This window comes from Ensifer canadensis (assembly GCF_017488845.2).
GTDB lineage: Bacteria > Pseudomonadota > Alphaproteobacteria > Rhizobiales > Rhizobiaceae > Ensifer > Ensifer canadensis.
This window is the reverse complement of record NZ_CP083370.1, coordinates 2,552,979-2,572,537: the sequence shown is the minus strand read 5'-3', so window position 1 is coordinate 2,572,537 and position 19,559 is coordinate 2,552,979. Positions and strand designations below refer to the sequence as shown.

At 61.9% G+C, this 19,559-nt stretch carries 16 protein-coding genes; 10 read left to right on the top strand and 6 right to left on the bottom strand.

What is annotated here, in order from left to right:
• Positions 1–181: 181 nt before the first annotated feature.
• Entirely contained in the window at positions 182–2,440 is a 2,259-nt protein-coding gene (locus J3R84_RS12540; protein WP_239637558.1) for a glycoside hydrolase family 9 protein, read from the top strand.
• A gap of 12 nt (positions 2,441–2,452) precedes the next feature.
• Entirely contained in the window at positions 2,453–3,589 is a 1,137-nt protein-coding gene (locus J3R84_RS12535; protein WP_203528060.1) for a Gfo/Idh/MocA family protein, read from the top strand.
• Here J3R84_RS12535 and J3R84_RS12530 read toward each other — a convergent pair.
• The 6 genes from J3R84_RS12530 to J3R84_RS12505 all read right to left on the bottom strand — a co-directional run bounded on the left by J3R84_RS12530 (position 3,584) and on the right by J3R84_RS12505 (position 9,155).
• Positions 3,584–4,630 carry a Gfo/Idh/MocA family protein gene (locus J3R84_RS12530; protein ID WP_025427992.1) on the bottom strand — a complete coding sequence of 349 codons (1,047 nt, stop codon included), beginning with the start codon at positions 4,628–4,630 and terminating at the stop codon, positions 3,584–3,586. The two genes, J3R84_RS12535 and J3R84_RS12530, sit on opposite strands and share 6 nt — an antisense overlap.
• Before the next feature lie 297 nt (positions 4,631–4,927).
• Positions 4,928–5,272: an ArsR/SmtB family transcription factor gene (locus tag J3R84_RS12525; RefSeq protein WP_025427991.1), complete on the bottom strand. Its 345-nt coding sequence runs from the start codon at positions 5,270–5,272 to the stop codon at positions 4,928–4,930.
• 119 nt (positions 5,273–5,391) lie between these two features.
• Entirely contained in the window at positions 5,392–6,135 is a 744-nt protein-coding gene (locus tag J3R84_RS12520; RefSeq protein WP_025427990.1) for a HugZ family pyridoxamine 5'-phosphate oxidase, read from the bottom strand.
• A gap of 90 nt (positions 6,136–6,225) precedes the next feature.
• Positions 6,226–7,275 (bottom strand): choline ABC transporter ATP-binding protein, encoded by a 1,050-nt coding sequence (gene choV, locus J3R84_RS12515; protein WP_025427989.1) that lies wholly within the window; start codon positions 7,273–7,275, stop codon positions 6,226–6,228.
• On the bottom strand, positions 7,272–8,117 hold the full coding sequence (choW, locus tag J3R84_RS12510; protein ID WP_025427988.1) for a choline ABC transporter permease subunit: 846 nt from the start codon (positions 8,115–8,117) through the stop codon (positions 7,272–7,274). The genes choV and choW overlap by 4 nt, the downstream gene beginning before the upstream one ends.
• An 81-nt stretch (positions 8,118–8,198) precedes the next feature.
• Positions 8,199–9,155 (bottom strand): choline ABC transporter substrate-binding protein, encoded by a 957-nt coding sequence (locus J3R84_RS12505; RefSeq protein ID WP_025427987.1) that lies wholly within the window; start codon positions 9,153–9,155, stop codon positions 8,199–8,201.
• A 270-nt stretch (positions 9,156–9,425) separates the two neighbouring features.
• On the opposite strand from J3R84_RS12505, the gene J3R84_RS12500 reads away from it, so the two are divergent.
• The 8 genes from J3R84_RS12500 (at position 9,426) to J3R84_RS12465 (ending at position 19,308) form a co-directional block, all read left to right on the top strand.
• The gene (locus J3R84_RS12500) at positions 9,426–10,019 is read left to right on the top strand and encodes a thymidine kinase (RefSeq protein WP_025427986.1); all 594 of its coding nucleotides are present in this window, start codon (positions 9,426–9,428) and stop codon (positions 10,017–10,019) included.
• Positions 10,020–10,177: 158 nt separating this feature from the next.
• The gene (locus J3R84_RS12495) at positions 10,178–10,576 is read left to right on the top strand and encodes a c-type cytochrome (RefSeq protein ID WP_371412300.1); all 399 of its coding nucleotides are present in this window, start codon (positions 10,178–10,180) and stop codon (positions 10,574–10,576) included.
• A 165-nt stretch (positions 10,577–10,741) separates the two neighbouring features.
• Positions 10,742–11,830, top strand: coding sequence for a hypothetical protein (locus tag J3R84_RS12490; RefSeq protein WP_057205736.1), 1,089 nt, complete (start codon positions 10,742–10,744; stop codon positions 11,828–11,830).
• 72 nt (positions 11,831–11,902) lie between these two features.
• Positions 11,903–13,051 carry a hypothetical protein gene (locus J3R84_RS12485; protein ID WP_025427983.1) on the top strand — a complete coding sequence of 383 codons (1,149 nt, stop codon included), beginning with the start codon at positions 11,903–11,905 and terminating at the stop codon, positions 13,049–13,051.
• A 2-nt stretch (positions 13,052–13,053) separates the two neighbouring features.
• Positions 13,054–14,970: an AAA family ATPase gene (locus tag J3R84_RS12480; RefSeq protein WP_203528062.1), complete on the top strand. Its 1,917-nt coding sequence runs from the start codon at positions 13,054–13,056 to the stop codon at positions 14,968–14,970.
• A gap of 19 nt (positions 14,971–14,989) precedes the next feature.
• Positions 14,990–16,279: a DUF6638 family protein gene (locus J3R84_RS12475; RefSeq protein WP_025427981.1), complete on the top strand. Its 1,290-nt coding sequence runs from the start codon at positions 14,990–14,992 to the stop codon at positions 16,277–16,279.
• A 3-nt stretch (positions 16,280–16,282) separates the two neighbouring features.
• Positions 16,283–17,506: a DUF2333 family protein gene (locus J3R84_RS12470; protein ID WP_203528064.1), complete on the top strand. Its 1,224-nt coding sequence runs from the start codon at positions 16,283–16,285 to the stop codon at positions 17,504–17,506.
• A 122-nt stretch (positions 17,507–17,628) separates the two neighbouring features.
• Positions 17,629–19,308 carry a formate--tetrahydrofolate ligase gene (locus J3R84_RS12465; RefSeq protein ID WP_025427979.1) on the top strand — a complete coding sequence of 560 codons (1,680 nt, stop codon included), beginning with the start codon at positions 17,629–17,631 and terminating at the stop codon, positions 19,306–19,308.
• Positions 19,309–19,559 lie beyond the last annotated feature (251 nt).

Below are 19,559 nucleotides of genomic sequence, written 5' to 3'. Positions count from 1 at the left end.
AATGCCCGCCTATCCGAGGCGTCCCAAGAGTGGGAATTTCCGTTATCGGCTCAGACGTTTTCTCAAGTTTAACCTGTTTGCGTCAACGCTACCGCGCCGTGTATCGCCGGATCCATGGCAGTGTTTCCCGCCGTCCCCCGACGGTGCGGTCCGGTGGCGAAAGATGCGGAGTGGCGAGACAGTGTCGAGGTTGGGGATAGCGCCGGCGGCCATTGCCGTCCTCTTTCTGCCAGGCATGGCCGCGGCCGCCGACCTGATCGTCGACGGACGCTTCGAGCAAGGCCGGGACACTTTTTGGGCCGGGGAAGGCGTGGCTCTGACCCGGAGCGGAAGGCAGCTTTGTGCCGACGTTTCGGCGGGCGGTGACACCTGGGACAGGCTCATTGGTGTCAACGGGTTGAAACTCGAGCCCGGCCTTCACTACAGGCTCTCGCTGTCGACCGCGGCTGATCCTGCCCGTGCCGTGTCCGCCCGCATCCAGCGTGGCGCCGAGCCCTGGACGGTGCAGAGCGAGTTCAGCATCGCAGGCGCGCCGGAGCGTGCGCCGTTTTCGGCAGATTTCATGGCCTCCGAAGAGGATGAGGCCCAACTGATTTTCCCGCTCGGCGGCGCTGAAAAATCCTGGCGCTTCTGCATCGATGACTTGTCCTTGGTGGAGATCGAGGCCTCTGCTGGTGCGGCCAGCCGAGCGAACCAGGGGCCGGCCATTCGGGTGAACCAGCTCGGCTATTTCACCGATGGTCCAAAGCGGGCAACGGTGATCTCCGATGCGCGCCGCGCCATTTCCTTCCAACTGATCGATGCAGGCGATGCCGTCGTCGGCGAGGGGACAACGCGACCGAGCGGGTTTGATCCGTCCGCCGGCGTCAGGACGCACGTGGCGGACTTTTCCGCCTATGCCGTTCCCGGCAACGGGTACCGACTGGTCTCCGGTGACTGGACTAGCGATCGCTTTTCGATCTCTGACGATCTCTATGGCCGCCTGCGCGTAGACGCGCTCTCCTGGTTCTACCCGCAGCGCAGCGGTATCCAGATCCGCGGCGATATCGCCGGCAAGGCCTATGCCAGGCCGGCTGGGCATATCGGCGTCGCGCCGAACGAGGGCGACCAATCAGTCGGCTGCTTGACTGGCGACGAGGCCAAGGCGCTCTATGGCGACTGGTCCTGCTCCTATCGTCTCGACGTTTCCGGCGGCTGGTACGATGCCGGCGATCACGGCAAATACGCGGTCAACGGTGCGGTCTCGGTCGCGCAGCTGCTGGCGACATTCGAGCGCGGCCGTGTCTTTGGCGGTGCTGCCTCGCCCGTCCTCGGCGATCGGCTTTCGCACATTCCCGAAAGCGGCAACGGCATTCCCGATCTGCTCGACGAGGCGCGATGGGAGCTGCAGTTCCTGCTTGCAATGATGGTGCCGGACGGTGAGCCGCTTGCCGGGATGGTGCACCACAAGATCCATGACACAGAGTGGTCGTCGCCGCCGATGCTGCCAAGCGAGGATCCGAAACCGCGGGCGCTGCACCGGCCCTCGACGGCGGCGACCTTCGATGTGGCGGCCGTTGCCGCGCAGGCCTCGCGGCTGTTCGCGAAGGACAACCCGACCTTTGCCGCAACGCTGCTTTCGGCAGCGCGCAAGGCATGGGTGGCGGCCAATGCCAATCCGGTCCTGCTCGCGCCGAAATCCGACGGCAATTCGGGCGGCGGCGATTACGATGACGACGACGCGTCGGACGAACTCTATTGGGCCGCGGCAGAACTGTTCCTGACAACCGGAGAGGCGACGTACCTCGATGCGCTGCGCGCTTCTCCGCACTGGTCCGGCGATGTGCTGCCGTCGACCGGCGCGTTCCACTGGCGCAATGTTGCCGGTTTCGCCCGGCTGCAGCTGGCGCTCTACGGCGTAGCCCTGCCCAAGGCCGAACTCGACATGGTGCGAAGTTCGGTTCTGACGGCCGCGCGGACATTCCTGTCGCTGCAGGCAGCGGAACCGTTCGGGCAGATCTACCGCCCGGCGAACCACCAGTACGACTGGGGATCGAACCAATTGATCCTGCAAAACATCATCGTCCTGTCGACGGCCTTCGACCTTTCGGGCGACAAGGCCTTCCTCAATGCCGCGCGCGAAAGCATGGATTACATTCTCGGCCGCAATGCCATGGCGATGTCCTACATTACAGGTTATGGCGCGCGCTCGCCCGAGAACCAGCACAGCCGCTGGTACGCGCACCAGGTGGACCCGACCCTGCCCAATCCGCCGGTTGGCTCGCTTGCCGGCGGGCCGAATTCGACGCCGGTGGATGCGATCGCCAAGCAGCGGCTGCAGGGCTGTGCGCCGCAGACCTGCTATGCCGACGATATCGAGGCTTATGGCTCCAATGAGATCACCATCAACTGGAATGCGCCGCTCGTCTATGTCGCGTCGTTCCTTGCCGACGCACGCTAGGGGGCTGCAGCAATGACGGGGATAGCCTTTGTCGGAACCGGCTTCGTTGCCGACTACTACATGACGACGCTTGCCAACCATCCGCAACTGCGCCTCGCCGGCGTCTGGGATCGCGATGAAACCCGCCTGGCGGCGTTTGCCGGCTACTGGAAGGTCAACCGCTACGCTTCACTGGACGCGGCGCTGGCGGATCCCGCGGTCACGATCGTCGTCAATCTGACGACGCCGGAAAGCCACTACATGGTAAATCGCGCAGCACTTCTGGCCGGCAAGCATGTCTATTGCGAAAAGCCGCTGGCCATGGATGTCGAGCAGGCCAGCGAGCTGGTGGATCTGGCGCGAGTGCGGGGGATGGTGCTTGCCGGTGCGCCGGCCAATGCGCTCAGCGAAGCGCACGCGCTCTGCACCTCGCTTCTTGCGAGCGGCGCCATCGGCACGCCACGCCTCGTCTATGCGGAAATGGAAGATGGTCCGGTGTTCCAAGCCAACTGGCGCGAGTGGCGCAGCCGTTCCGGCGCCCGCTGGCCCGGCGTGCATGAGTTCGAAGTCGGCTGCACACTCGAACATGCAGGTTATGCCGCAAGCTGGCTCGTTTCGCTGTTCGGACCGGTTGCCGAAGTCAGCGCCATTTCCGCCCTGACCTTCCCGGACAAGGGGCCGGGCACGGAAAACTTAAGCCTTGGCCCGGATTTTTCGGTCGGTTGCCTTTCCTTCCGCTCCGGCGTGACGGCTCGTGTGACCTGCGGGCTTGCGGCTCCGCGCGACCGCTCGCTGACCATCATCGGCGACAAGGGCACCATCGTCGTGCGCGATCTCTGGGACAACCGCTCGCCCATACATCTGGAGGCCTTCGGGGCGAAGCGCCCGCTGCAACACCGTATCCTCGACTGGGTCGAGTGGAAGGTCGGCCGCAAGCTGCCGCTCCGGCTCTATGCCGGCCGGAAGGTACGCTATCCTGCCCGGGTCGTGGCGTCGCAATTGCCCGCCTATCCCTCGAAGATCGATTTCGTTGGCGGGATTGCCGCCCAGGCCGAGGCGATCGCTCGTGGGGAAACGCCGTACTTCTCCGGCGCGACCGCGCGCCATCTGACCGAGATCGTGCTTGCGCTCAACAGCGGTCGTCAGGGCTATCGCCCGCTCGATCTATGACGGCGGTAAAGCACGGATCGTCTCGATGATTTCGATCGCCTGGATGCTGCGCGATGTCGGCATCAGGATGTGCTCGTGCCAGCCCTCCAGGATCGCCGCACTTGCCGCCTCGATCTCGAATTGCAGTCCGTTGCCCGGGAACGGCAGATCGAAGCGTTGAAGGCCGGGCAAGGAGACGCGCCTGGCAATGCGCGTCAGCATCTTTGCCCACGGGCCCTGGCCCCGAGGTGCGATGACTTTGCGGACAAGACCGTTGTCGCCAAGAAACAGTCGGCTCGCCTTCAGAAACGGCGCGTCGATGACGAGGGTGCCGCGATCGCCGTCGATGATGAACCGATTGTCGCCGTCGCGGTCGAAGCCGCAGGAAAGATGGGCCTGGAAGCCGGTGTAGGAAAGCCGCATTTCGGCCGAAAGATCGACGCCGGTGGGCGCGCTTTGCCAGCGTCCGTCGACCGCCCGTGGTTGTCCGAACAGGTTGAGGCACAGGGACAGTGGATAAATGCCGAGGTCGAGCAGCGATCCGCCGCCGAGCCTTGCGTCGAAGAAGCGGCTGGTGGGATCGAATGGTTTTTCATAGGCAAGCTCGGCTATGACATGCCGGATGCGGCCGAGAGCCTCTGCGCCGAGCAGGGTCCGGACTTTGGCGATCGCTGGCAGGAAGCAGGTCCACATGCCTTCCATGGCGAAAAGGTTTTTGGCTGCAGCCAAGGCTGCGAGTGAGCGCGCATCGTCGAACGACGTTGCCAGCGGCTTTTCGACCAGCACAGTTTTGTTCGCCGACAGGAAGACGATCGCGTGCTCCAGGTGCACGGCGTTTGGCGAGGCGACATAGACGGCATCGATACCTGGATCGGCGGCAAAGGCATCGATGCTGGAATGGCTGGCGATGCCGCCGAAACGGGCGGCGAAGGCGTTGGCCTTCTCCTTGCTCCGGGAATAGACAGCGGCCAGCTCAGCATTGCCGGTAAACTGGATATCGGACGCGAAGCTGTTCGCGATCGCGCCGGTACCAGCGATGCCCCAACGGACCTTGTCTTGCATTGCGTGAAACCCGATGTCCCGGCAGTAGGTTCAAAATGCTACAGCGTCCTTTGCGCGTCATATTTGAGGCGCGGCGCTGTAATGTCCGGGCGCATCCTGACCCCGAAACCTCAAGGCCGCGTAAACATCGCAGGCAAGCCCCTGGCAACATTGACGGTCGATGTTACCTGGGCAACGAGGCACTTCGGCCGGGCAATGGCTTGCCCCGTCTGCCGATCTTCCAGAAAAGAGTAAGCCCCGCGCGATTTCTCGTGTGGGGCTACTTCAGGGCATGATCCCTGTTACGGACTGAGTAGGTCAGGCCGAGCGGCGGACCAAAGTCTTTTCTGTCACGGCATTTGCTTCGACGCCGTAGATATCGGAGAGCGTACCCAGAATTCTCATGACCGCGTCGGACGAGCTGGAATAGTAGATCGTCTGAGCGTCACGGCGAGTGCTGACCAGATTCTGGGCTCTCAGTTTGGACAGGTGCTGGGACAGGGCGGACTGGCTCAAGCCCACCTTATTGGCCAATGCGCCGACAGCCATCTCTTCCTTGACAAGGGAATCGAGGATGAGAAGGCGCTTAGGATTTGCCATGGCCGAGAGGAAGCCAGCTGCTATCTCAGCTTCATCGTGTTTTTCAGGCGAAAGTGGCTGCATTGCGTGCTCCATGCGAAAATTACATCACACGTAGTTATGGTTGACGAAGGACGATAATTAGTCGTGATGCATAAAAGGGCAACCACCTACTGCAAGAAATGGGGGTATCTGGCGAGCGATTAACCGTAAAGTTCGCGCAAAAGTGGCCGTAACTCCGAGCTGTCCCGCATTGGCGCGGGGAACTCGAGCCGCTTCAGTTGGTCGCCAAGGGCCAGATCCAGGCCGGCAGCGTCGATACCGACCACTTTCCAGTCACCCTCCGGGCCGTTGCAAAGTTTTTCAGCGTAAAATCTGACCGCTTCGGCATGATCGGCGTTCATATGCTCGATAGCGCCTGCTTCCATGGCGGCGAGCGATGCGGTGGCGGGTGATTCGATCACCAGATCCTGCGCGGTCAGCACATAGGCGCGGCCGAAACCACCGTTAAGGCTGGCGCGTAACGGGTTCAGGCGGAAGAAACCGAAATCCGGAAAATCGACATAGAGCTTCGATTTCGGATGGCGGCGAACGAATCGTTCGCGGATGCGGGCATGGGCATCCGAATCACGCGAGATCGCTTCGGCCTCGCACTGAACCGTCAGCCGTGGATGGGCGAGGGGATCGCCCTTGCCGGGGTCGCCCGTCAGCAGCGAGGCGCGCGTGTCGGCAAGCAGTGCCTTGGTATGGGTCGACAGCTTGGAAATCAGGATCAATGGCACGCCGTCGACATCCATGCCGACGAGAACGCGACTGACGAAAGGAAACCCACCGCTCTCCGGTTCGATCGCCGCAAGCGAGCCGCTGCGTGCGCCGCGCAGAAGCGTGTGCGCAAGCTTGCGCGCCTCGTCATCGGTTTCGCGCAATACGTTCGGTTTGTCGGTCATTCGTCGGTCCTTCCAGAAATTCAAGCGCGGTTCCAGACGAAAAAGCCCGGAACTGGTGCCGGGCTTTTATTGGCTTCTTGTGCGTTTTCGTCAACTTTTGTTGCGGTGTCGCGTCAGGCCTTCAACGATGTTTTGCGCGTTGATCGTGCCGACGACGGAGCCGTTGTCGACGACGCCGACGCTGCCCGGCTGTCGGGACATGGCGTCGAGGATATCGACGAGCGGCGTCGTCGGCTTGGCGGTCGCCGTCACGCCGGCCACGGCCGCTCCGCGTTGGATGCCGGTCTGCATCACGTCCTTTGCCGTCAGCATGCTGATCGGGTTCATGTGCTGGACGAAATCGGCGACATACTGGTTCGCCGGGTTTCTGACGATGTCCTGCGGGGTTCCGCACTGGATGATGCGGCCACCTTCCATGATGGCGATGCGGTTGCCGATGCGGAACGCCTCGTCGAGGTCATGGCTGACGAAGACGATTGTCTTCTTCAGGCGGCGCTGGAATTCGAGCAGTTCGTCCTGAAGCCGGGTGCGGATCAGCGGGTCGAGGGCCGAGAACGGTTCATCCATCAGGAGGATCGGCGCGCCGGTTGCAAAGGCGCGGGCAAGACCGACACGCTGTTGCATGCCGCCTGAAAGCTCGTTGACCTTGCGGTCGGCCCACTTCGTCAGGTTGACGAGCTCTAGCTGCTCGCCGACGCGGGCCTTGCGTTCCGCGTCGGGCATGCCGGCAAGCTCTAGGCCGAAGCCGACATTGTCGGCGACGGTGCGCCAGGGCAAGAGCGCGAACTGCTGGAACACCATCGACACAGTGTGCATGCGGAAGTCGCGCAGCGACTTTGGTGTGGTGCGATAGGGGTTGAGCGGCCCGTTTGCGGTCTTGACCTCGACCTCGCCGCGAACGACGGGCGCAAGGCCGTTGACGGCGCGGAGCAGCGTCGACTTGCCAGAGCCTGACAGCCCCATCAACACGAGGATTTCACCCTCGTTGATCGCGAGCGACGCACCGGCGACACCCAGCACCAGGCCGGTTGCGGCGCCGATTTCGTCACGGGTCTTGCCCTGGTCAACCATCTGGAGCGCGGTCTGCGGATTGTTGCCGAAGATGATGTCGACATTCTTGAAAACGACGGCGTCGGTCATGCACCCTCTCCTTCGTCGGACGAGCGGAACAGGCGGTCGAGGATGATGGCGAGGATGACGATGCAGAGACCAGCCTCGAAACCCTTGGCGACGTTCACCGAGTTCAGTGCGCGAAGCACGGGAACGCCAAGGCCGTTGGCGCCGACGAGTGCGGCGATGACCACCATCGACAGGGAGAGCATGATCGTCTGGGTAAGGCCCGCCATGATCTGCGGCATGGCGAAGGGAAGCTCGACCTTGCGCAGCACCTGGCCGGGTGTCGCGCCGAAGGCCTGTGCCGCCTCCACCAGCGAGGGCGGCGTCGAGATGATGCCGAGACGGGTGAGGCGGATCGGTGCGGGAATGGCGAAGATCACCGTTGCGATCAGGCCCGGCACCATGCCGAGACCGAAGAGAATGAGCGCGGGGATCAGATAGACGAAGGTCGGGATCGTCTGCATCAGGTCGAGGATCGGCCGCATGACGGAGTAGACCCAGGCCCGGCGCGCGGCGGCAATGCCGAGCGGAACGCCGACGGCCATGCTGACGACGCTGGCCGCCAGCACCAGCGCCAGCGTTTCCGTCGTTTCCTTCCAGTAGCCCTGATTGATGATCAGCAGCAATCCGAGGCCGGTGAACAGTGTCACGCCGAGCGAACGGCGGAACCACCAGGCGAGTGCGGTGATAACCGCAACGACGATCAGCGGGTGCGGCGTCTGCAAGATATAAAGCAGAACGCCGACGACGCCGGACAGGAAGCGAGCGAGCTGGTCGAAGAACAACTCGAAGTTCGTCGTCAGCCAGTCGACGAACGCCTTGGCCCAGCCGCCAATGGGAATGCGGTATTCTGTCAGAAATTCCACAGGGTGAATCCGTCTCGTCAGATCAACACTATCGCGCGATGCGGTGAAAAAAGGCGGGGACTTCCCCCGCCTTGCTGCCGGTCAGAGCCCGAGCGCGGTCTTGACAGCGGCGAGACCTTCGCCGCCATCCTTGGTCGTGACGCCGGCAAGCCATGGGTCGATCGCCGTCGGGTTGGCCTTCAGCCATTCCGTTGCGGCAGCGTCCGGCTCCTTGCCGTCATTCAGGATCTTGCCCATGATCTCGTTTTCCATCTGCAGCGAGAACTTGAGGTTCGTGAGCAGCTTGCCGACATTAGGGCATTCGGTGGTGTAGCCGGCGCGCACATTGGTAAAGACGCTGGCGCCGCCGAAATTGGCGCCGAAGATGTCGTCGCCGCCGGAGAGATAGGTGAGCTTGAAATTGGCGTTCATCGGATGCGGTTCCCAGCCGAGGAACACGATCGGCGCGCCATCCTTCTCGGAGCGGGCGACCTGAGCCAGCATGCCCTGTTCGGAGGATTCGACAACTTCGAAACCCTTGAGCCCGAAGGTGTCCTTGTCGACCATGTCGATGATCAGGCGGTTGCCGTCATTGCCCGGCTCGATGCCGTAGATCTTGCCCTCGAGCGCGTCCTTCTTGGTGGCGATGTCCTTGAAGTCCTTGATGCCGAGTTCGGCACCCTTGGCGTTGGTCGCCAGCGTGTATTTCGCGCCTTCGAGGTTCGGTCCGAAGGATTCGACCGACTTGTCGTCGAGATAGGGGCGCACGTCGTTTTCCTGGGTCGGCATCCAGTTGCCGAGGAAGATGTCGATGTCCTTGTTTTTGAGCGAGGTGTAGGTGACCGGAACGGAGAGAACCTTGATATCCGTCTCGTAGCCCAGGCCCTTGAGGACAGCGGAAACCGTAGCGGTGGTGGCGGTGATATCGGTCCATCCGACGTCGGAGAACCGGACGGTGCCACAGTTTTCAGGCTCGGCTGCCGCGGCGTTTCCGGCAACAAGGGCAGCCACCGAAACGGCGCCCGCGAGCATGAATTTGAGAGAGAGTGCTTTGTTCATCGTTGTCGTTCCCCTGCCTCTATTATTGTTTTAGCCAAACACATTGGAGCTTTAGCCAAACACCATTGGATAGCGAATTCAAGCGCTTTGATGTCGAAGGAAGTGTATTGCGTCAATACGCGGACGGGATGCACGCTGCGACGCAGAATGTCGCAATGCCCACGAAATGGTTAAGTTGGGCGAAAAACTGTGGGTCGCGCAAACGGGCTCTGGCCTTCGGGCCCAAGCCTCGTCATGAACCGGCAAGACGATTTCCGGGAACGGCAGGATATGGCCAAACTCTATTTCAGCTATGCGACGATGAATGCGGGCAAGAGCACATTGCTGCTGCAGGCATCCTACAACTACCAGGAACGCGGCATGCGCGTCGTCATGCTGATCGCAGCGTTCGACGACCGTGCCGGCACCGGGCGCATTTCGTCACGCATCGGCCTCGATGCGGATGCCATTCCGTTCCACGGTGGCGACGATCTCTACGCGTTGATCGAAAAGCTCAACACCGATGGTGCGGGCCAGATTGCCTGCGTCTTCGTCGACGAAGCGCAGTTTCTCGACGAGGAGCAGGTCTGGCAGCTGGCGCGGGTCGCCGACCGCATCGGCGTTCCCGTCATGGCCTACGGGTTGCGCACCGATTTCCAAGGCAAGCTTTTTCCGGGCTCGATGGCGCTGCTGGCCATTGCCGACGAGCTGCGCGAAGTGCGCACGATCTGCGACTGCGGCCGCAAGGCGACCATGGTCGTCCGTCTCGACGGGCAGGGCAACGTCGTTCGCGAAGGCGCCCAGGTCGAGGTCGGCGGCAACGAGAAATATGTCTCCTATTGCCGGCGCCATTGGGAAGACAAGATGCGCTGCGACCCCGCCTGAAGCCGATAAACCGGATTCGATTCAGGGCGTTATGCCGCGAGTTTGCAGTGCTACAGCATCCTTCGCTCGTTCTATCGGACGCGCGGCATCGCGGTGCGACTGCATGGCGTCTTGAAAGCCACGCATTCTGGATGCCATGCTGATCCCGGTTTTCCCCGATGAGGTTCGCGATGCCGCGTCTGCTTCCCTATCTTCTGCTCTGTCTCTGTCTCGGAGCGACGCCCGGCCATGCTGGCGGTGACGCCAAGGCGGGGGCATCAGTCTTCCGTAAATGCGGCGCCTGCCACACGGCGACCGAGCCCAACAATAGGGTGGGGCCGAGCCTGATGGGCGTGATCGGCCGTCCGGCCGCCTCGGTCTCCAGCTACAGCTATTCGGAAGCGATGAAGGCCTTCGGATCCGAGGGGCATGTCTGGGACGAAGCGACGATGAGCGAATATCTCCTCAGCCCCAAGGCGATGGTCGGCGGCACCAAGATGAGCTTTGCCGGGCTGAAGAAGCCGCAGGACATTGCCGACGTCATCGCCTATCTCAAGGACCCATCCGCGGCCAAATAGGCAATGCCTTCGATATCTCAATCACTTCGACGGGACGGCTGACCAAAAAAGCCGGCCGGCGAGGCTTGTTCTCTTTCGATAAACACCCTTTATATACCTGCAATCGAAGGCTGAACAATTTGGCCCGGATGGCATCTGTTGCCTCAACCGATCCAGGGGGATGATATGGCGACTCTTCAGAATTTTGACGCGGAAATCGAGAAGACGAAAAGCGTTGTCGAGCAGATGCGCGGCAAGCTTGAGCAATCCGGCGTCGTGCTGGAGCAATTCGCCAAGGCCGAGACCAAGCTCGGCGACGTCAATTTCGATATCGAGAACGCCCGCATCCAGGACGTCATCAGCCAGCAGAAGGTGATGGAGGCCAACATCGCCGACCTGATCATCGGGCTCGAAGATGCGACCAACGTCTTCGGCTCCGAATTCGAGAGCATGAAGAACTATACCGGCTACGAGAAATTCATCGGCATGTTCTCCAAGCAGAAGATGCAGCGCATGCGCACCGACCGGGTGCGCAACATGTCGCTCGCCGGCAACCTGCAGGAGCTGCTGTCGAAATCCGATACCATCGTCGGCATCCTCAAGGACCAGAAGTCGATCCTCGACCAGCGCTACAAGACCTCCGAGCAGAGCCTGATCCAGGTGATCGAGCGCCGCAAGGGCACGATGTCCAATCTCGAAGCGGTGCAGAAGCGTATCGAGGAGCTCAACCCGCTGCTGCTCGACATCGAGAACCGCATTGCTGCGTCGACCGAGCAGAAGGTGCGCACCGAGCTTGAAGGCGAGCGCTCGGCGCTGGCGACGGAATACAACGAGAAGCAGGCGAAGGAGCAGGAGCTGCTGGCCGAGAGCCAGACGCTCGAGCGCTACACCTCGATGTTCCAGACCTTCGTCGATTCGCTCAACAACCAGATCGCCGCACAAAACACTCTGATCAACAAGCTGACGATCGATACCGAGCAGCGCATCGTGCTCTACAAGGCGCTCGAGGATTCGTTGAAGACCGCCGCCCAGCAGGATGTCGCCCACAAGATCAATACGCTCGGAAGCCAGGTCGATACGGCAGCGGAAGAGACGATGGCGGGCATCGGCGCCGCTGCCCAGCGCCATATCGGCGACTTGCTCGAAATGCACGAGAAGAACATGCTGTCGACGCAGGATATCCAGCGCCGCAAGAAGCTGGCCGACGATGCGTTTGCCCGACGCTTCCAGACGGTCATGGACAAGCACAACACCGCCAACTACGTGAAGCAGTGATCGGCGGCAGGGCACGGGCATGCACATGATAGGGTCCGAGTTTGCCTTGCGGCACGCGCCAGGGGGAACGGCATGAAAGTGGCTGCATCCCCCGCCGTGACGCAGTATTTCGCCTCAATCCATTCGGCTCTTGCCGGGCTCGAGCTGTTTCTCGGTGACCGCAATTCGCCGCTCTATCGCAATACGGTGGTCGGTGAGGTGATCGTTCCCTATCTCGCCCGGCTGAAAGCTTCGATCGCCTGCTGGGAGAACCGCATCGGCTTCGTCGATCAGTTCAGGATCTCCCGGGCCGAGAGCGGCTTCCCGGTTTTCCAGAACGTGCTCGAACTGGAAAACGACCGCCAGGCGGCGCCGAAGCGGCTTGCGGATATTCCCTCGGCCGATGCCCTGCGCGAGGAGATGGCCGACTTCATCCTTAGGCAGAAGGCTTTTCCTGAGGCGCTGCAGTCGCGCATGGCCGAGCGGCTCTATCTCGAGCAGATCGGCAAGGGCGAGATTTTTTCGCCGTTCATCCTGCCGGAAACGATCCGCGTTGCCGTCAACCCGAAGACGATGCGGCCCTATTACATCGTGAGCTGGGGCGCCTTCGACGGCACCCAGACCCTGCCGATGGTCTATATGGCGACGATCGAGGATTCCTCCGAGAAGATCGTCGAGATGCTCGTCACCGCGGATGGCAAGCTCAACCCACAGGTCGAGATTCCGCTGCCGGTCGGCGGCCTGCTCAATCCGGAGCTTGCCAGCCGCTTCGATGATTTCGCCTCTAAGAACAGCACCTACTCGCTGACGCCGGTGACGATCGCGACCAATATGGACAAGGATTTCCCCGAGCTGCACCCCAAGCAGTTGCGGCGCATCGTGCTTGGCCCGTTCTATTCGGCCGGGATCACCGAGAACAATGCGAAGATCAACGAGATCCTGTCCAAGGTGCGCAAGCCCGAAAATGCCTGGCTCTTGACCTGGACCGTGCAGGAGGTGTTTTCGAAGGCCGAACGCGCCGCACAGCGCGGCTTCTGGTCGACGACGCCGGCGCAGGAGGAATTCCACATCGACACCGACAATCTGGAGGCCACGCGCATGGGCGTTTCGTCCTACGAGAAACATGCGCTGGTGCCGCACGACGCCTATCAGGCGCTCTATGCATCGGGCGAGGCGGCCCAGGTGTTCGGTGACTACAAGGTGCATGTCATCTCCGGAAACCAGGTCGTGAGCGAGGTTTAAGCATGACGCTCAATACCGGGCTGACGACGCTGCACGAGGACGAGATCGCCAAGCACCAGGCGGTCGCGCAGGGGCTGGTGACCAAGCTGGTGATCCTCGAGCGGGACGAGGGATCAGCCGGCACACCGCTCGCCGGCACCGGGCGACGGTTTGTTTCGACGGTTTCGACCGGCGGCCAGCGCCGCACCCGCGAGGTCGAGCTTGCGCGCACGGTTCAGGCGGTGCGGCAGGGCGACCAGATGCTGTCGCCGGCGCAGCATGCGGTTCTCTACAGGACCCGTCGCGGCATCCAGGTGGCGCTGGCTGTCGCCGACGTCTTCGCGCGCCAGACGAACCTCGAACAGCTGCAGGCGTGCAACACGACCGCGCCGCTTGCCGGCGAGGACGCCAACCAGTTCAAGGCGCTGCTCAACGCTTCCGCCTATATCTCCGCCTTCACGCTGGCCGCCTATCTCGGCTCGACGCTGTCGGGCGAGGGCGAGCCGGTGGACGATGCCGTCGAGCCGGACTTCCTGTTCGATACGCCGCAGGATGCCCTGAAGGGGCTGATCGCGGCGCTCGACCGCAGCATTTCCGGTGCGGCCGACGATTTGGCGCTGACGGCGCGTGCCCGTGCGTTTTCGCGCGTTGCCATCGAAGGGCTTATTGCGCGCAAGGGCCGCTTTACCGGCCTGCAGAGCTTCGAGAACGTGCATATCCGGCTCGACCAGGACGACTTCACCCTGAACGGCTTCGACGTCGCGCCCGGCCAGAAGCGCAAGCCGCTGGTGATGACCTTCAAGAAACCGGAAGAGATCATCGGCAACCATATCGCCAAGTATCAGGCGCTGAAGCTTGCCAAGATGCTGATGGCCTATGACTTCGACCGACAGATGAACCCGTTCGTCGAACTTGGCGGCTTCCTGTTCACCTTTATCGGCGACGGCATGCCGGGCACCGGCAAGACGATCCTGATCCAGATGCTCGCCGGCATGCTCAACGAATATTGCGAGATCGCCGGCTACGCCTTCCACTACGAAAACTTCGGCGTCGACCAGATCTCCTCCTATCAGGGCAAATCGGGCCAGAACTGCAAGGAGTTCGTCAACAACGTCATCAACCCGCGCGCCATCGGCTTCGGCACCATCGACGATGTCGACCAGGTTGCGGCCAAGCGCTCCGACGACCGGGCATCGGCCGGCCAGCACGAGGTGACGGCGGTGCTGATGGAAAGCTTTGCCGGCGCATCGACGGTGGTGCGCGGCAACTGCACCTTCGGCATGTTCTCCAACTATCCCGAGAATGTCGACGATGCGCTGCGCCAGCGCGCCGGCGCCCGCTGGCTGGTCGACGGGCCGCAGACGGAAGACGACTATATCGACATCTTCGCGCTGCTCGTCGGCAAGAACCACAAGATCCCACTCGGCGAGCACGCGCTGTTCGAGGGACAGGAGATCAAGCGCGCCGTGTCGCAATCCTACGGGGCGCATTCGCGACCGCAGGAGGAGGGGCTGGTTTCCGTCTGGGAGCGGTACCAGAAGGAGAAGGGCGCGCTTGCCACGCTTGCCGATGTCGGCGCCTATCTGCACATGATCAAGGAGGCAGAGCCGCGCTTTACCGGCCGGGCGATCAAGAACATCACCGACGCGGTCAAGCTCAGGGCGATGGACGTCGAATTGCCCGACGACTGGTTCAAGGATGCCGGCTCGTTCATGCACAAGGGCTATGACGAGAAGAAAGCGATGATCGAGGCGCTTCGCGGCCCGATCACCATCGAGATGGTGCTGCAGGAAATCAACCGCTACGCCGACAGCGAATTCCGCTACACCGACAAGTCGGACGATGCCGCCGTCACCGACATCATCCGCCGCGAGCGCCAGCGCGAAAAGGCGATCCGCGAGATCGAGGCGATGAAACGCGACGGCCGGTGGCAGGGCTGATGGCGGGGAGCGCTGAGCTATGAAACGTCTGCTCGAAGCCGAGCTTATCTATGGACGCCTGCTCGATATCGCCGAGCCGCATCTGATCGCGCGCTACAACAAGGCGCTGGAGGGCTTTGGCCTGCGTCCGACGGCGCTGGAACGCTTCAGCATCGACATGACGGGGTTCTCGCCGGAGATTGCCGACGAGCTTGGCGATCGCGACTATCTCGACCCCAACCGGGTGAACCGCCGTTTCATCATCATGACGCCGGATCAGGCGGAACTGCCGGTGGTGCACACAAGCTTTTCCAACACGGCGGCGTTGATGCACGAGTTCTTCAACGCCAACAGTCGGGCGATCAACGCAGTGACGATCAAGGATGCACTCTACGGCGAGATCGAGGATTCGGTTTCCATCGTCGACGACATCGATGATCTGCTGTCGATCAACGAGGTGCGCTTCCGGGTGCTTTCCGCAGAAGACATGCTGGGCAAGGCGGCCGAACTCAGGAGCCTGGTCGACCGACTGAAGAAGGTGCCGACCGCCTGGACTGATGACGAGATGCTGAACCGCATGGTCGAACTGGCGAAGGTGACGGGCGACATCCGCCAGAACGCGCTGGTGCCGGATCAGCTGGTTTTCCGCCACGATGCCTTCTGGGCCAATCACTTCGGCGGCGTCTATGTCTTCCTCGACGAGAAGACGACGACCGTCATCTGCGACCCGTCGGTCCCCGGTTTCCGCCGGTCGCGGCCCTGGCAGGTCAGCTACATCGCGATCGACGATCACGCCCGCATCTACGATTTCCTGGCCTCGACAAAGCGGTTGCAACTGCCCCAGGCGTCCTGGGTCGAGGACTCAGGGCTCTACCAGCATCGCGCCGACATGGTGGTGCGCGGTTTGATCAACGATGCCGATCCGACGACGGATCTTGCCCGCGCCGACCGGATCTGGCTGCAGACCTGGATGCATCGCAACGCGGCACTCGTTGCCCAGGATGCCACCTATCCCTTCCTGCAGGAGATGCAGCGCATGGTGCAGACGACGGGCAGCATCCGGATGCAGGATGTCGCGCCGGCAAACCGCTTCATGCTGGTGAGGGCCGCGCCCGTTCATCCCGATCAGTGGCTGGTCAACCGCTTGATCGCCCAGCTCGTTCCCCGCGATTTCGTTTCCCGCTTCGTCTTCGACAAGCAGGGGTTTTATGACGCCTACGAGCGTTACAGCGAAAAGTTCAGGGAATATGTTGTGACGACCTTGACCGGCACATATCTCAAGGACAAGGCGGCCTTCCGCCGCAAGCTTTACGGCCTCAGAGAGGAATAGGACATGTTTGATCCGATCGTCGCGTTTTTCCAGCGTGTCTTTACCGCGATCGGTCGCGGCATCGGCCTGGCCGTTGCCTGGCTGCTGTGGCCGTTCGTTGCGCTTGGAAACTGGTATCGCCAGCGCAACTGGATCATCAAGGGGCCGATCGGCATCATCCTGCTCGGCCTGATCTTCTTCTACGGCTATTTCATCTGGCAGACCCAGGCCTGGACGAATTTCGATGCCGACTATGTTGATCGCTACAAGCTCGCCGAGCGCAAGGTGCCGGCGGGTTCGCCTGTGGCGGGGCCCGGTGTCACGACCGGACAAACGACGACCGGCGCAGCGGCAGCCAACCAGGCGGCCGCGGTTACGCCGCCGGCCGAAGTTACGCCTGAGGCACTTGCCGCCGTGCAACTGCCCGCCGGGACCCAGTGCCAGACCTCGGCGATCGTCGATGTCGCGGCCGATCTCATCGATTTCAACGTCAATGAGAATGCCTGGATTTCGTCGATGCTGCTCTACAAGGTCGGCTTCTTCGGCCTCGATTGGGACGATACGCCTTGGCTCGACAACAAGGCATCGTTCCAGCGCGGCATCAACCAGGCGGTTCGCCGTACCTCGGTTGAACTGGTCGATTCACTCGGTCGCGTTCGCGGCACGTCAGGCATCAACAACGATCTGCAGCGGGCGCGTGGCAACATCCAGTTCGACGAGGAGACCTGGTACTTCGGCCTCAATCCGTTTGGCCCGAAGACCCCGACACCGAGCTTCTATCGCGCTGCCATGCGGGACATGCGCACCTTCAACGCCACGCTTGCCAAGTGCGATGCCGTCTTTGACGGTCGCGCCGATAACCTGGTGGAGTTCCTCGACCGCATCGCCAACGATCTCGGCAACACCTCGGCGATCATTCGCGAGCGCTCGGAAAACCACAATGGCGGCTGGTTCGACACGCGTGCCGACGACCGTTTCTGGTTCGCCTACGGACAGCTCTACGGTTACTACGGCATCCTTTCGGCTGCCGGCGCCGACTTCGAGAACGTCGTCGCCCAGCGCGGCCTGACGCCGATCTGGACGGAAACGATCAAGCAGCTGCGCTCGGCACTTCGCATCCAGCCGTTCATCATCTCCAACGGCGAAGAGGCCGGCTGGATCATGCCGACGCATCTGGCGACCATGGGCTTCTATATCCTGCGGGTGCGCTCCAACATCGTCGAGATGCGCGACATTCTCGCGCGATAAAGATCAGCGCCTGATGGGCGGCAGCTCCAGCCGGAGTTGTGCCTTCCGGCGAAGGTGCAAGAAACGCCTCATCCCGAATGGGGTCAGGCACAGAAATGCAGCTTGGGGGGAGGGGAAAACCCATGGTGGAGGTCAAGTCCGATATCGAAATCGCGCGTGCCGCGAAGAAGAGGCCGATCCTGGAGATCGGTGCAAAGCTCGGCATTCCGCCGGAGCATCTGCTGCCCTACGGCCATGACAAGGCAAAGATCGGCGCGGAATTCATTGCTGCACAGAAGGACCGCAAGAACGGCCATCTGATCCTGGTGACCGCGATCAATCCGACGCCCGCCGGCGAGGGCAAGACGACGACGACGGTCGGTCTCGGCGACGGCCTCAACCGCATCGGCAAGAAGGCGATCGTCTGCATCCGCGAGGCGTCGCTCGGCCCCTGTTTCGGCGTCAAGGGTGGGGCGGCCGGCGGCGGCTACGCCCAGGTGGTGCCGATGGAGGACATGAACCTTCATTTCACCGGCGATTTCCACGCCATCACATCCGCCCACAACCTGCTTGCGGCGCTGCTCGACAACCATATCTATTGGGGCAACGAGCAGAACATCGACATCCGGCGCATTTCCTGGCGACGGGTGATGGACATGAACGATCGGGCGCTGCGCAACATCGTCGGCTCGCTCGGCGGCGTTGCCAACGGTTATCCGCGCGAGACCGGTTTCGACATCACAGTTGCTTCCGAGGTCATGGCGATCCTTTGCCTTTCGATGGATCTGAAGGACCTGGAAAAGCGCCTCGGCAACATCATCATCGGCTACCGGCGTGACAAGAGCCCGGTCCTTGCCCGCGATATCAAGGCGGACGGGGCGATGACCGTGCTGTTGAAGGATGCGATGCAGCCGAACCTGGTGCAGACGCTGGAGAACAATCCGGCCTTCGTGCACGGCGGCCCGTTCGCCAATATTGCCCATGGCTGCAACTCGGTGATCGCGACGACCACGGCGCTGAAACTCGCAGATTACGTGGTAACCGAAGCCGGCTTCGGCGCCGATCTCGGCGCGGAAAAATTCTTCGACATCAAATGTCGCAAGGCCGGGCTCAAGCCCGATGCCGCCGTCATCGTCGCCACCGTGCGCGCCATCAAGATGAATGGCGGCGTCAAGAAGGACGATCTCGGCAAGGAGAACCTCGAGGCGCTGCGCAAAGGCTGCGCCAACCTCGGCCGCCACGTCCAGAACGTCAAGAAGTTCGGCGTGCCTGCGATCGTCGCGATCAATCACTTCACCTCCGATACCGAGGCCGAGGTGCAGGCAATCAAGGACTATGTCGCAACGCTCGGTGCAGAGGCCGTGCTCTGCCGCCACTGGGCCGAAGGTTCTGTAGGCATCGAGGAACTGGCGCGAAAGGTAGCAGCACTCGCCGAAGGCGGCCACTCGCAGTTTTCGCCGCTCTATCCCGACGAGATGCCGCTGTTCCACAAAATCGAGACGATCGCCAAGGACATCTACCACGCCAGCGAAGTGATCGCCGACAAGTCGGTGCGTGATCAATTGCGCACCTGGGAGGATCAGGGCTACGGCCACCTGCCGATCTGCATGGCCAAGACGCAATATTCGTTTTCGACCGACCCGAACCTGCGCGGCGCGCCGACGGGCCACACGGTGCCGATCCGCGAAGTGCGGCTTGCCGCCGGCGCCGGCTTCATCGTCGTCATCACCGGCGAAATCATGACGATGCCGGGCCTGCCGAAGGTGCCGTCATCGGAGAAGATCTACCTCAATCAGCAGGGCTATATCGAAGGCCTGTTCTAGAGCAGTTCCAGGAAAAGTGCGAAGCGGTTTTCCGTCAGGAAATGCGTAAAAACAAAGAGATAGAGCGCTTATGCGATTCCGTCTAAATCGGAAACGCTTGAGCTCCCGGCTACTGTAAGTTTCCGTAAATCGCATTCGATTTAGGGATAAAAGCAGCGGCAATTTAAAGCGCTACAGCGACCTTGGCGCGTCTAACAAGACGCGCGGCGCTGTAGGCATAACGCCTCAAACCGAGATCGATTTGAGGCGTT

What these genes read in the sequence shown, in the direction of transcription:
- J3R84_RS12535 (WP_203528060.1), top strand. Translation starts at nt 2,453, where the DNA reads ATGACGGGGATAGCCTTTGTCGGAACCGGCTTCGTTGCCGACTACTAC.
- J3R84_RS12530 (WP_025427992.1), bottom strand. Translation starts at nt 4,630, where the DNA reads ATGCAAGACAAGGTCCGTTGGGGCATCGCTGGTACCGGCGCGATCGCG.
- J3R84_RS12525 (WP_025427991.1), bottom strand. Translation starts at nt 5,272, where the DNA reads ATGCAGCCACTTTCGCCTGAAAAACACGATGAAGCTGAGATAGCAGCT.
- J3R84_RS12520 (WP_025427990.1), bottom strand. Translation starts at nt 6,135, where the DNA reads ATGACCGACAAACCGAACGTATTGCGCGAAACCGATGACGAGGCGCGC.
- choV (WP_025427989.1), bottom strand. Translation starts at nt 7,275, where the DNA reads ATGACCGACGCCGTCGTTTTCAAGAATGTCGACATCATCTTCGGCAAC.
- J3R84_RS12505 (WP_025427987.1), bottom strand. Translation starts at nt 9,155, where the DNA reads ATGAACAAAGCACTCTCTCTCAAATTCATGCTCGCGGGCGCCGTTTCG.
- J3R84_RS12500 (WP_025427986.1), top strand. Translation starts at nt 9,426, where the DNA reads ATGGCCAAACTCTATTTCAGCTATGCGACGATGAATGCGGGCAAGAGC.
- J3R84_RS12495 (WP_371412300.1), top strand. Translation starts at nt 10,178, where the DNA reads ATGAGGTTCGCGATGCCGCGTCTGCTTCCCTATCTTCTGCTCTGTCTC.
- J3R84_RS12490 (WP_057205736.1), top strand. Translation starts at nt 10,742, where the DNA reads ATGGCGACTCTTCAGAATTTTGACGCGGAAATCGAGAAGACGAAAAGC.
- J3R84_RS12485 (WP_025427983.1), top strand. Translation starts at nt 11,903, where the DNA reads ATGAAAGTGGCTGCATCCCCCGCCGTGACGCAGTATTTCGCCTCAATC.
- J3R84_RS12480 (WP_203528062.1), top strand. Translation starts at nt 13,054, where the DNA reads ATGACGCTCAATACCGGGCTGACGACGCTGCACGAGGACGAGATCGCC.
- J3R84_RS12475 (WP_025427981.1), top strand. Translation starts at nt 14,990, where the DNA reads ATGAAACGTCTGCTCGAAGCCGAGCTTATCTATGGACGCCTGCTCGAT.
- J3R84_RS12470 (WP_203528064.1), top strand. Translation starts at nt 16,283, where the DNA reads ATGTTTGATCCGATCGTCGCGTTTTTCCAGCGTGTCTTTACCGCGATC.
- J3R84_RS12465 (WP_025427979.1), top strand. Translation starts at nt 17,629, where the DNA reads ATGGTGGAGGTCAAGTCCGATATCGAAATCGCGCGTGCCGCGAAGAAG.